The 12,891-nt window shown below is 60.0% G+C and carries 11 protein-coding genes and 1 pseudogene; 3 read left to right on the top strand and 9 right to left on the bottom strand.

Annotated elements, in window-relative coordinates; genetic code table 11:
* The 7 genes from ACRC1E_RS01870 to bioB form a co-directional block, all read right to left on the bottom strand.
* A partial coding sequence (locus ACRC1E_RS01870) for a glutathione S-transferase family protein (RefSeq protein ID WP_438513409.1) occupies positions 1-236 on the bottom strand: 236 nt, incomplete at its 3' end.
* A gap of 73 nt (positions 237-309) precedes the next feature.
* Complete coding sequence (locus ACRC1E_RS01875; RefSeq protein ID WP_438513410.1) at positions 310-1,275, bottom strand: patatin-like phospholipase family protein; 966 nt, start codon at positions 1,273-1,275, stop codon at positions 310-312.
* A 35-nt stretch (positions 1,276-1,310) separates the two neighbouring features.
* Positions 1,311-2,204, bottom strand: coding sequence for a malonyl-ACP O-methyltransferase BioC (gene bioC / locus ACRC1E_RS01880; RefSeq protein ID WP_438513411.1), 894 nt, complete (start codon positions 2,202-2,204; stop codon positions 1,311-1,313).
* Positions 2,197-2,964: a pimeloyl-ACP methyl ester esterase BioH gene (gene bioH, locus ACRC1E_RS01885; RefSeq protein ID WP_438513412.1), complete on the bottom strand. Its 768-nt coding sequence runs from the start codon at positions 2,962-2,964 to the stop codon at positions 2,197-2,199. Before bioH ends, bioC begins: the two co-directional genes overlap by 8 nt.
* A 241-nt stretch (positions 2,965-3,205) precedes the next feature.
* A complete protein-coding gene (locus ACRC1E_RS01890) occupies positions 3,206-6,025 on the bottom strand; it encodes a putative bifunctional diguanylate cyclase/phosphodiesterase (protein WP_438513413.1) in 2,820 nt (939 codons plus the stop codon).
* Positions 6,026-6,064: 39 nt separating this feature from the next.
* On the bottom strand, positions 6,065-7,225 hold the full coding sequence (gene bioF / locus ACRC1E_RS01895) for an 8-amino-7-oxononanoate synthase (protein WP_438513414.1): 1,161 nt from the start codon (positions 7,223-7,225) through the stop codon (positions 6,065-6,067).
* A 130-nt stretch (positions 7,226-7,355) separates the two neighbouring features.
* Positions 7,356-8,339, bottom strand: coding sequence for a biotin synthase BioB (gene bioB / locus ACRC1E_RS01900; protein WP_438513415.1), 984 nt, complete (start codon positions 8,337-8,339; stop codon positions 7,356-7,358).
* 63 nt (positions 8,340-8,402) lie between these two features.
* Here bioB and ACRC1E_RS01905 point away from each other — a divergent pair, with 63 nt between their 5' ends.
* The 3 genes from ACRC1E_RS01905 to ACRC1E_RS01915 are packed head-to-tail and all read left to right on the top strand — an operon-like array spanning position 8,403 to position 10,517.
* On the top strand, positions 8,403-9,101 hold the full coding sequence (locus tag ACRC1E_RS01905; protein WP_438513416.1) for a ComF family protein: 699 nt from the start codon (positions 8,403-8,405) through the stop codon (positions 9,099-9,101).
* Positions 9,102-9,140: 39 nt separating this feature from the next.
* Positions 9,141-9,605 (top strand): tRNA (uridine(34)/cytosine(34)/5-carboxymethylaminomethyluridine(34)-2'-O)-methyltransferase TrmL, encoded by a 465-nt coding sequence (trmL, locus tag ACRC1E_RS01910; protein WP_438513417.1) that lies wholly within the window; start codon positions 9,141-9,143, stop codon positions 9,603-9,605.
* 36 nt (positions 9,606-9,641) lie between these two features.
* Positions 9,642-10,517, top strand: a complete 876-nt coding sequence (locus tag ACRC1E_RS01915) for a septal ring lytic transglycosylase RlpA family protein (RefSeq protein WP_438513418.1) — start codon at positions 9,642-9,644, stop codon at positions 10,515-10,517.
* A gap of 47 nt (positions 10,518-10,564) precedes the next feature.
* On the opposite strand, the gene pgi is transcribed toward ACRC1E_RS01915, so the two are convergent.
* Together pgi and ACRC1E_RS01925 are read right to left on the bottom strand one after the other, a co-directional pair.
* Complete coding sequence (pgi, locus tag ACRC1E_RS01920; RefSeq protein WP_438513419.1) at positions 10,565-12,214, bottom strand: glucose-6-phosphate isomerase; 1,650 nt, start codon at positions 12,212-12,214, stop codon at positions 10,565-10,567.
* 133 nt (positions 12,215-12,347) lie between these two features.
* Positions 12,348-12,891, bottom strand: a pseudogene (locus ACRC1E_RS01925) (glucose-6-phosphate dehydrogenase); the annotation flags it as partial.

The raw sequence follows: 12,891 nt of genomic DNA on the forward strand, positions 1-12,891 counted from the left end.
AACAGGGCCGCCGTCGGATAAGCATCTTCCAGCCACTCGAGGATGGCCGTCGACTCGGCCAGAGGAAAACCGTTGATCTCGACGTACGGAATCTTGCCCATCGGGCTCTTGGACAAAAACACCTCGTCCTGCGAAGGTGGCGTAAACACCTCTTCGTAATTCACGCCCTTCTCGATCAGGGCAATCTTGACCTTGGTGTAGTACGGGGACAATGCAACGCCGTGCAGAATGATCATGCCTAAGCCTCCGGGGCTGGATAAGAAGCGGCGCACCATAGTAAGCCGCAAAGTTCACCTGCCGATTATGCCATTACTTGGACAAGGCTTGCGCTTTCAATGCCAATGCTCTTTTTATTGCCGGCAAAGCCATACGCGCGACCCGCTCTCCCTCGAGGATGGCGATATTGCGGTTATCGAAATCGGTCGCGCCGATGCGGCCCACGCTGGGGCGCAAGGTCACGTCGGCATCCTTGAGTTCGGCCTTGAGCGCACTCAGGTTCATGATATTCAGGCTCTGGTCCAGCAAGGATAAAAAGCCGGACGAGCCTTTGGCCGGTCTGGCCGAAATATCGACGGCAATCACCACATCAGCTCCCATTTCACGCGCCGCACTGACCGGCACCGGGCTGACCAGACCGCCATCGACATAACGCTTGCCGTTCATCAGTACCGGCTGGAAAACATTGGGAATACTGGCCGAGGCGCGCACTGCCGAACCGGTATTCCCGGTACGGAACACGATGCGCTCGCCGGAATCAAGATCGGTCGCCACCGCGCCAAAGCGTTTGGGCAATTTTTCCAGCCTCTTGTTGCGCACCTCGCGATTGACGTACTCGGCCAGCTTCTCCCCCTTGATCAGGCCGGAAGTCGACAGGGTGTAATCGGTGAGCGTGCTCTCGTCCAGCTTCATCGCCTTGATCTGCAGCTGGTAGGGGCTGATGCCCGAGGCGTACAAGGCACCCACTACGGCGCCGGCACTGGTGCCGGTGACGATGTCGGCCTTGATGCCGTTAGCCTCCAGCACCTTGATCACGCCGATATGGGCAAAGCCCTTGGCCGCCCCGCCGCCCAGCGCCAGCCCTATTTTCGGTTTGCGTACCACTTTTTTGGGCGGTGCCGGTGTCACCGCGGATGGCAGACCTGAAACCGGCTGCGGCGCAACGGTGGGGCTCGGACTCTCTGCAGGGGCTGCCGGGACGGATTTTGGAGCGGTGCTGGCACATGCGCTCAGCAGCAGGACGGCCAAGAGGCCGGTATAGCGCGAATGGTAAAACATACTTGCAACAGATCTTTCTTGCGCCCAAAGGCGGCTCAGGATTTCCGGAACTCGATGATTTGGCGGCCATCCGGCAACTGGCCCGGTTTAGCCTTGGGCTCGCCACGCCAGGCATGGCCATACAGCACTTCATAGGTGGCAGGCAACTGACCGTCACGGCGCATGGTTTCATAGGCGGCTTCTACGCGCTGCCAGAAATGCTTGCCGGTCAGCCCTTGCTTGCGCCCGGCGGTGACATTATGCGCGCCGATGGACTTGAGATCCTGCATCACCTCACGCACCCGGCCATAGGTCAGTACGATTTTTTCCATATCCATCACCGGCAGGGCAAAGCCGTTGCGTACCAGCACATCGCCCAGATCATGCATATCGATGAAGTGGTTGACGTGGGTCGCCGAGTCCTGCCCGGCAAATGCGGCACGCAATTCGAACAGCGTGTCCGGCCCCAGCGTGGAGAACATCAGCAGGCCGTCAGGCTTGAGCACGCGGCGGAACTCGGCAAATACCCGGTCCGGTTCGTTCAGCCACTGTATGGCCAGATTCGACCACACCATATCGACACTGGCATCCGCCAGCGGCAGCGCCTCCACATCGGCGCAAACCTGCCACGGCTGGGCGCGGCGCAACAAGCGCCCGATAAAACCGGCACTGTCCTGTTGCTTGGCGTGCGAGGCCCGCAGCATGGACGCCGCGATATCCAGTTCGATCACGCGCGCATCCGGATAGCGGCTGCGTAGCGCGGCGGCGCCATAGCCGGTGCCGCTGCCGGCATCGAGTATCGTCAGCGGCATGCTCTTGATTACATCCAGACGCTCGGCCATACGGTCGGACACCTCGCGCTGCAACACGGCGGCGCCATCATAACTGCCGGCCGCACGCTCGAAGGCCGCGCGAACTTTAGCCTTGTCGGTATAAAACGCTTCACTCATGCAATGGGTCCAGATGGGATAGCAGCAGGGTCAAAAACGCCTGCTCGTGCGACAAAAAAGGTGCATGCGAGGCCTGCTCGAATAGATGCAGTGTCGCATCGGGCAACTGCGCTTTCAGCCAATGCCCGACACCGGCAGGGGTAATGCGGTCTCGCGCCCCGAAAAACAACGCCGTCGGCACATGGATGGTCCCCGCCAACGCACGCGCATCCGCTTGCAGCAAACAGTCTAGCGCCGGCAATAAACCCAGCGGGCGGCCATGGGCAAACAGTTGCCCGTTCAGGGCCTTGAGGGTATCACGTGCCTGCGGTGCACCCAGCATCTGTAATGCCAGAAAATTTTTCAGCGTCGCCTCGAACGCATCATTCAAATTGCCACCGACCGCACGCATCGCGGCTTCAGGCTGGCCATATTCCCAATCGGCACTGCGGATAAACAGCGGGCTGGTCGCGACCAGGCTCAAGCTGCGCAGCTGCCGCGGCTGCTGTGCCGCCCAATACTGGGCCACCAGACCGCCCAGCGACCAGCCCAGCACATGGACCGGCCCAGGAAACTGCCGCGCCAGATTGGCCGCCACCACCGCCGCGTCAAACCGGGCCGGTACCGCACTCGCGCCATGCCCCGGCAGGTCGACACTATGTACGCGATAGCGCGTGGCCAGCTGCGCGGCAACACGCCCGAACACGCCACCATGCAAACCCCAGCCATGCAGTAGCACCACATCGGGGCCGCAGCCCTGCGTCTCGACGTAACAATTCATAAGGAAGAAGGCATCGGAAAAAACACTATTTTTGCAAGGGTAGCGGGCAAAAGGAAGGCGGCACGCGGCCATGTACAGATTACGGCACTGCGTCTGCCGCAGGCAGGCAAGCCAGTGCTGCACCTCTATATCACCTCGATGCTAATAGCGGTCGCCCCCCGTGAAGTGCCCGCAGCAGCCAGGCAAAAATCCCGCTTCATATGGGGCTTCTGCTTGCTTGTCCGGATAAAAAACAGCACTTTCAACCGTAACAATGCCCATTTTTTTCGAGTGCCAGCAGCCTATCCCAGGCAATAGCGGCCGCCGGCTGCGGCTTGGCAAAATAAAAGCCCTGCAGCTTGGGACAAGCCATATCCTGCAAGACCGCCACCTGGGCAGATGTCTCCACCCCCTCGGCCACCACATCGAGATGCAAAGCCTGAGCCAGGGCCAGAATGGCACGCACAATGGCACTGGACTCGGCATGAATATCGACTTCACGCACAAAAGCCTGATCGATTTTTAACAGATCGAAACGGTAACGGTGCAAATAAGACAGCGCGGAATAGCCGGTACCGAAATCATCCAGTGCCAGACGAACACCGATAGCATGCAAGGCCTGCATCACCTCAGCGGCAACTTCCGGCACATCGATAAGCGCACTTTCCGTCACTTCGAGATACACCAGCGCGGGCGGCAAGCCCAGCCGCGACAGCAAGGCATCCATCCACGGCGGCAATTCGGCATCGCGCAGGTTTTCCGACGACAGATTGATATGCAGCGACAGCGCTTCGTCGACGCGACCACTCCTGCGCCAGCTGGCAAGCTGGGTGCAGGCTTGCTCTATCATGTAGCGATCCAGCCGCTGGATCAGGCCGGATGCTTGCGCCATGGGCAGGAACTCGCCCGGTGATACCATGCCGCGCTCGGGATGGTGCCAGCGCACCAGCGTCTCGAAACCGGTCAGCCGCAGGCTGACGCTATCAATAAACGGCTGGTAATACGGAACCAGCTGATCATCGGCCTCGAGTGCGCGGCGCAAATCGGCTTCCAGCGCCAACAGGTCGGCCTGATTCTCGCGCAAATCGTGATTGAACAGCGTGTAGCCATGACGGCCGCTCTGCTTGGTGCGGTACATGGCCATATCCGCATCGCGCAACAGCTCTTCGGCACTGCGGTAATGCAGGCCATCCGCCAGCACCACCCCGATACTGACCGTAGCGAACACTTCACGCTCGCCGACCATCATCGGCCGCTCGAACTCCTCCACGATACGCTGGGCAATCTGCTCGCAGCGCGCCACGCTATCCATACGGTTCAGCAGCAATGCAAATTCGTCACCACCTAGCCGGGCCAGAAAATCATTCGGCCGCAGGCAATGCCGGATGCGCGCGCCGGTTTCCCCCAAGAGCGCATCACCGGCATGGTGGCCCAGAGTGTCATTCACCAGCTTGAAACGATCCAGATCGATAAACAGCACGGCAAAGCGCTCGCGTTCATCGCGTTTATATGCCTGCCAGCAGCGCAAAAGCGTTTTATTGAAATGGGCACGATTGGGCAAGCCGGTCAGGGTATCGTGCAGATTGTCGTGCTTGAGGCGGGCATTGACTTCATCCAGCTCCAGCGTACGCTCGCGCACTCGCGCTTCCAGTGCGCTATTGGCCAGCTGCAAGGACTGCGCCGCCTGCAGCCGGGTCAGTGCCGCGCCCACATGCTCGGCCACACACTCCAGCAGTTCCTGCTCGCGGTGACCATAGCGCAGATTACGGTCATGGCTACAAACGGCCAGTACCCCCTTGATTTCCTTGTCGCTATACAAGGGCACCCCCAGCCAGCTCGCCATGTCTTTACCCCCCATGCCGGCAATAGACATGAGTAGTGCATGGCCATTGAGCAGCAAGGTACGGCCACTATGCAAGACCTGCTCCACCGGACCTGCCCGCGTACGCATCAGGGGCTGATCGCCGAGAAAGGCATCCGCACCGTAGGGAAAGCTCAAGGCATCCTGCTCGGCATCATATAAGGCCACCATACAGCCGCTGCACGAGAGCAAACCATGCAGCTCATGGTGCACCCCGGCCAGAAAATCCGCCAAAGGCAGGGGGCGATTGGATAAATTGGCGATGCCGAACAGTGCACGCATCAATTGCTGGTGATGGCGGCGCTCCCCCTGCTCCGCATGCAGGCGCAGGCGGCTTCCCTCCAGCTCATGTCCGCGCGCCCTCAGTGCCTGCATCAGGCTGGAGCGTTCGCACACATGGGCAAGCAGAGCGGCAATATGGCGGGCAAGCCGTAGAAAAATACGCAGACTCTGCTGATCGTAACGCCGGGCAGGGTCAAAAATCTGTATCGCGACCACCACACGCTCCTGCCCTGCATGCAGCGTCAGCGGCAGGCCGAACCAGAAGCGGGGCACATCCGCAGGAACCGCTATCCCGCTACCGGCACAGAAGGCCAGAATACGCCGCGTATCCAGCACGCGGGTCTTGCCGCCCGCGTGAACAGCCCCCGCCAGTGCGGCAGATAAAGACACTTCTGTCCGGCCAGTCTCATGGCTGAACAGGGTATACGGCAGATGCAGCAAACTACCGCCGTCATCCGATAAAGTCAGCGAAAAGTCCTGCGCCGGAATCAGCCGCGCCAGCAGGGGCTGCAAGCGGGACAGAAAGGCTTCAAGCGTCAATGCCTGACTCGCCAGCATCGAGGTTTCCAGCAGCAAGTCCTGCTGCAAGCGGTAGCCTGCCAAGGTCTGGCCAATCACCGCAGCTTCGATCCGTGCCGACAACAACTGCTGTGCCGCCTTGCAAGCCTCATTGCCTAGCCGGACATCGCTATCAAGCCACAGCAAGGCGCCGCAACACTTGCCATCCATCAGGACATCGTAGCGGGTGATGGCTTGGGCGCCGGAGCTTGCCCCCGGATCAAGTAATGCTTGTTGCTCCCCGCTGCCGGCAAGGCACTGCCACCGGTGCTCATGCCACACCCATGCAGCGGCCGCCAATGCACCAGCCTGACGCAATAAAGCCACTGCATCATGTGCCCCCCTGACCAAAGCCCCATCTTTATCCAGCACAGCTGTCATTATAATTTTTCTCGCTATCTTCCTGCCGCAGGGAGAGTACTACCCGCCTATGGTGTCTCGTAATGCATGCCCAAGTGCCTCTATCAGGATGCCGAGCTCTTGTTCACTATGCGCTGCAGACAGGGAAATACGTAATCTGGCCGTCCCCGCCGCCACGGTAGGCGGACGGATGGCCGGCACCCATAAGCCGGCTGCCGCCAGCTGGTCTGCAAGCATTACTGTTGCATTATTACCGCCAATGATAAGTGCTTGGATAGCAAAGCGGGAAGTGATAAGTGGATATGGCAGCATAGCGGCCTGCAATTTTGCGATATGGGCGGCCAGCCGCTCACGCCGCCAAGGCTCATCCCGCATCAAGCCGACCGACTGGCTAATGGCGACCGCCAGTGCCGGCGGCATGGCGGTGGTATAGATATAACTACGGCCACGATTGACGAGCCAAGCACACAACTCATCGCTGGCAGCGACCACGGCACCCGATACGCCGGCCGCTTTACCCAGCGTAGCCATATAGATGACCCGGGGATCATGCAGTGCATATTCGGCCAGCGCCCCACGGCCACCACCGCTGATACCGAAACCATGCGCATCATCCAGATACAGCCAGGCATCGTAGCGATGCGCCAAACGCAACAATTCGGCCAGCGGCGCTTCGTCACCGTCCATGCTGTATACCGCATCGACCACGATCATGCGGCTACGCGCGCGACTGGCCTGCAGCAGACTTTCCAGCTGGGCCATATCGTTGTGGCGAAAACGGCGTAAACGCGCCCGCGACAGCAAACAGCCATCATTGAGCGAGGCATGGTTGAGCTTGTCGGCAAACACCTCGTCCCCGCGCCCCAGCAAGCTGCTGATCACGGCCAGATTCGCCAGATAACCGGAACCGAACAGCAAGGCCGACGGTGTACCTATCCAGTCGGCCAGCACCATTTCGGCTTCTTCATGCGCACTGGTGTGGCCGGTCACCAGATGCGATGCGCCGCTACCCACCCCCCAGCGCGACAGCGCCTCGCGCGCAGACTCGATCAGGCGCGGGTGACTGGCTAGACCCAGATAGTCATTGCTGGCAAACGACAGCATGTCGCGGCCGTTCAAACGGACATGCGTCCCCTGCGCGCTCTCCCGCGTCACGCACTGGCGGTATTGTTGCTGTTGCTGCAAGGCAGCCAGACCCGCACCAAGCTCATGAGGCTGCATAAAAAGAAAAACGCCACCGTCGCTAAAAATTTACATGGGATAAAACTTCATACCCTTATAAACACAATAAATAAATGGAGCAAGCCTGCGCCACGAGGTCAGCGCCTGCTTGCCCCAGCAAAATACCTATTTACAGGGCAGACAGATCCAGCTTTGCCATCAGCGCGCGATCGGCAGCCACATCCGGGTTGCCTGTCGTCAACAATTTGTCGCCGTAAAAAATCGAGTTGGCACCGGCCAGAAAACACAGCGCCTGCATCGCCTCCGGCATGCCGCGCCGGCCGGCCGACAAGCGCACATAGCTCTTGGGCATGGTCAGCCGCGCTACCGCAATCGCGCGCACGAATTCGGTCCAGTCGATATCTTCGGCATCGGCCAGCGGCGTGCCGTCCACCTTGACCAGATTATTGATAGGCACCGACTCCGGCTGCGGCTCAAGATTGGCCAGCTGGGCCAGCAGCCCGGCACGATCCAGCCGGGTTTCATCCATGCCGACGATGCCGCCACAGCATACATTCAGCCCGGCCTTGCGCACCTTGCCCAAGGTATCCATGCGATCTTCGTATTCGCGGCTATGAATCACATCGCCATACTTTTCCGGCGAGGTATCGAGGTTGTGATTGTAATAGTCGAGGCCGGCCGCCTTCAGTTGCTCGGCCTGACCGTCGGCCAGCATGCCGAAAGTGGCGCATGTCTCCAGCCCCAGCGCCTTGACCTCGCTGACCATGGCCAGCGTCTTTTGCAGGTCGCCCTCCTTGGGGCCGCGCCAGGCGGCGCCCATGCAAAAGCGGCTGGCTCCGTTTTCCTTGGCGATGCGTGCCACCTCGACCACCTGCTCGGCACTCAGCATCGGCTGATTGTCGACCGGGGTTTCGTGATGCACCGATTGCGGACAATAGCCGCAATCCTCGGAACAGCCACCGGTCTTGATCGACAGCAAGGTAGACAGTTGCACCTTGCTCGGGTCGAAAAACTGGCGGTGTACTTCAGCGGCACGAAACACCAGTTCCATAAACGGCAAGGCAAACAGCGCCTCTATCTCGTCGACACGCCATAATGCGCTCTGCGGATGGGGTGTGGCAGGACGCTGAAATACGATATTGCGGCTGGTCATGGCAGAAGAATCTATCGTGATGGAATCACCGCATCATCAGCGGGAGGCCTGATGCTGTCAAACATGATCCGTCAAATTATCGACAACTGCCTACCTTTTAATCAGCCCTGTGTCTTTTGCGCGGCCGGCAATACGGCACACGGCATTTGCCGCGCATGTCTGGCCGACCTCAGCCGCCTGCCGCTGGAGATCTGCCCCCGCTGTGCTCATGCCTCCCCTTTTGGCCAGCTATGCGGCCGTTGCCAGCGGCATCCACCGGCCTTCGATCAATTGCACGCTGCCTTGCGCTACAGCTATCCTCTGGATGCCGTGATTCAGGCATTCAAGTACGGCAAGCGGCTGGAACTGGCGGCCAGCCTGTCGTTTTTGCTGGCCGAACTCGCGCCTGCCGCAACGCTGCAGCCCGATCTGGTGGTACCGGTTCCGCTGGCCCGCACCCGCCTGCTTGAGCGCGGTTTCAATCAGAGCCATGAGCTTGCCCGGGCGTTCGCTGGTAGAATAAACGCCCCGCTGGATCACACACTGTGCGAGCGGATACGCAACACCCCGCCACAAGCCCGCCTGAACCGGCGCCAAAGACAAGAAAATGTCAGGCATTCCTTTAGCGTAAACCACCGGCTAGACGGGCTTTGCGTCGCTATTGTCGATGATGTGGCCACCAGTGGTGCCACCCTCGAAGCGCTATCCCTGGCGCTCAAAAAACAGGGGGCAAAACGGGTCGAAGCATGGGTGCTGGCTAGGGTTTTTTACTCAAAAACTTGACCAAGCTATTGAATTCTTGGAACAATCAGGGTCGCAACGATGTTTACTGTTGTTCTTTACCAGCCGGAAATACCGCCCAACACGGGCAATGTAATCCGTTTATGTGCCAATACCGGTTGCGAATTGCACCTGGTCAAACCGCTGGGTTTTCCCCTTGATGACGCGAAATTGCGCAGGGCCGGACTCGATTATCACGAGTACGCCCGCATGATCGTGCATGAGGATTGGGAAGCCTGTCAGGCAGCCTTGCATGGGCGGCGTATCTTCGCCGCCACCACCAAGGGGGCTACGCGACACGACCAAGTGGCTTTCGAGGAAAATGATGTGCTGTTGTTCGGCCCCGAGTCACGAGGTTTGCCGGAAACCCTGCTTGCAGGCTTCCCGACCGAGCGCCGGGTGCGATTGCCAATGCGGCCCGAGTCACGCAGCATGAATCTGTCCAATGCCGTCGCCGTTATGGTGTTCGAAGCATGGCGACAGATAGATTTTTCCGGCGGAAGTTAAGATTCGCAGCTAGGCACTCCGCATAAAGGAGCTCCGATGCAATCTTTTTTTCGATGGTTATGGCTGACCGTAGTCAGCCTCGTGTTGGTGGCTTGCTCCACCACACAGCCCGCCAATGCCAAACTTCAACCCGTGGCCAAAGCGCCACAAAAAAACACCAGCAGCAAAGGTGGAGCCTACTTCCAGAATGACGGCCCCGCCAGAATCATTCCGGCCAACCTGAATCTGCTGCCCAATGCCGTACCGCAAGACGAACCACTGATACGTTCGGCCAACCGGCCCTATAGCGCCCTGGGCATGCGTTTTAGCCCTGAGACCAGCCATGAGGCCTTCAATACCCGTGGTAAGGCCTCGTGGTATGGCAAGCAGTTTCACGGCCGCAAGACCTCGTCCGGTGAACGCTACGATATGTTTGCCATGACCGGCGCCCATCCGACGCTGCCGATTCCGTCCTACGCCAAGGTCACTAACCTGAAAAACGGCCATTCGGTGATTGTGCGCATCAATGATCGCGGTCCTTTCCACAAGAGCCGGGTGATGGATCTGTCGTATGCCGCCGCGCACCAGCTGGGCTATATCAAGGCGGGGAGTGCCGATGTACTGGTCGAGCGCGTATTCCCGGTTGATGGCGGCGAGCGTATCGCGACCCGTCCGGCCAAGGTGCTGGCCAAGTCGGACAAACCCATCTATTTGCAGCTGGGTTCGTATTCCACCCGCCCCAAGGCCGAGGCACAAATCAGGAAGCTGATGGCCAAATTGCCGGACCAGCACGACGAGAAGCTCACCATCATCAAACAGCTGGGTGCTTACCGCGTGCAAATGGGCCCGTTTGAAAGCCCTGCTGCCGCACAAAAAGCCGCCAGCGACACTGCCAACCGGCTCAATACCGGCAAACAGATCGTGATGACCTGAGTCTGGGCGACCAGAGAACCCGAAAGCGAGGCTTGGCCTCGCTTTTTTTATGTCTGATGCCGGCTCTGGCGGTATAAACGGATCAGCCGTGTAGTCGAGCTGTCATGCACGGCCATGGCCGCCTCGCCGGTCAGCTCGCCATGAATAGTGCGCGCCAACTGCTTGCCCAGTTCCACCCCCCACTGGTCGAAACTATTGATTCCCCAGATCGTGCCCTGCACAAAAATCTTGTGTTCATACAGCGCAATCAGTGCGCCCAGATTGCGCGGATTGAGCTGGGTCAGCAACAGGGTATTGCTCGGGCGGTTGCCGGCAAACACCTTGTGCGGCAGCAGGCGCGCCAATGCCGCCTCCGTCAGCCCCTGCGCCGACAGCTCGGAGCGGACCTCAGCAGCGGTCTTGCCGCGCATAAAGGCCTCGGCCTGCGCAAACACATTGGCCAGCAGGATTTCATGATGGCCGGGCAGGCCGGCACGGTTTTCCAGCGTCGCAATCAGGTCGATGGGCGAGATATGCGTGCCCTGATGCAAGAGCTGGAAAAAGGCATGCTGGCCGTTGATACCGGTCGCGCCCCAGATGATGGGCGCGGTTTCCACCCCTACCGGTGTGCCGTCGCTGCATACCTGCTTGCCGTTGGACTCCATGTCCAGCTGCTGGATAAAGGCCGGCAAGCGGTGCAGATACTGGTCGTAGGGCGCGATCACATGGCTGCCGCCACCATAAAAATTGATATACCAGATGCCGATCAGTGCCAGCAGCACCGGCATATTGGCCTCCAGCGGTGCCTGCCGGAAGTGCGTGTCCATCAAGTGGGCGCCTTCCAGTAGCGCGGTGAAGTTCTCCTCGCCCAGATACAGCATGATGGGCAGGCCGATGGCCGACCACAGCGAGAAACGCCCGCCCACCCAGTCCCAAAACTCGAACATATGCGCCGGGTCGATACCGAAAGCGGCCACCGCCTGACGATTGCTTGATACCGCGACGAAATGGCGGGCCACCGCTGCACGCTCGCCGGCATGGGCAATAAACCAGTCGCGTGCGGTCAGCGCATTGGTCAGCGTCTCCTGGGTGGTAAAAGTCTTGGAGGCCACCACGAACAAGGTCGTCTCGGCCTGCACCTTCTGCAGCGTCTCCTTGAGCTGGGCCCCGTCCACATTCGACACGAAATGCATGCGCAGCCGCGGGTGGCCGAAGGGCTTGAGCGCCGAGCACACCATCAGCGGACCCAGATCCGAGCCGCCGATGCCGATATTGACGACATCGGTAATCGGCTGATGGGTGTAACCCAGCCAGTCGCCACACCGCACCGCATGACAAAACCGCCCCATGCGCGCGAGCACCGCATTCACCTGCGGCATCACATCCTGGCCGTCTACCTGTATCGGCGTATTACTGCGGTTGCGCAGCGCCACATGCAGCGCCGCCCGCTCCTCGGTGGTATTGATCTTGTCGCCGCGGAACATGGCGGCAATCTGCTGCGGCACGCCGCTTTGTTCCGCCAGACGCACCAGCGCCGCCAGAATTTGGTCGTCGATGCGGTTCTTGGCGTAATCGAGAAACACGCCACCCACGTTCAGTGCATAACGCTGGGCGCGCCCGGGATCGGCGGCAAACTGGTCCCGCATCGCGATGTGCTCGCTCGCATCAAACAGGGACCACAAATCCTGCCAGGCAGGCAGCTTAGTCAGGTGGGGCATGGTTTATTCCTTTGCGGCTATTCGACAGGAAAGGCGGGAATGGGGAATGGGGAATGGGGAATGGCAGGATTTTATTCCCCGCTCCCCGCTCCCCGCTCCCTATTCCCTATTCCATTCCCTATTCCCGTCCCCATCAACACTCCTCATGCCAGGTCACGCCGTCGCGGGCAGGCAGGCTGCTGGCGGCAGGCGGGCCCCAGGTGCCGGCCGGATACGGCCGTGGCAGTGCCTTGCCCTGTTGCCAGGCATCCAGGATCGGCTCGACCCAGCGCCAGGCGGCAACCAGCTCTTCGCGGCGCATGAACAGCGCCAGACGGCCGCGGATCACATCCAGCAGCAAACGCTCGTAGGCATCGACGCGCCGTACGCGGAAGGTTTCGTGAAAATCGAGGTTGAGGCATACCGGCTGCAGATTCATGCCGTCGCCAGGCTCTTTGGCCTGAAACCACAGGCGCACGCTTTCTTCCGGCTGCAGTTCGATTACCAGACGGTTGCCACTGCGGCAGCTGGGCGCCAGTGGAAACAGTTTGTGCGGCACATCGTGAAACGTGATCACGATCTCGGCCACGCGCTCCTGCATGCGTTTGCCGGTACGCAGGAAAAACGGCACGCCGGCCCAGCGCCAGTTGTCGATCTCGGCCTTGAGCGCAACAAAGGTTTCGGTATGGCTATGCGCA

It is taken from the genome of Craterilacuibacter sp., from assembly GCF_051659485.1.
Classification (GTDB): Bacteria; Pseudomonadota; Gammaproteobacteria; order Burkholderiales; family Chromobacteriaceae; genus Craterilacuibacter.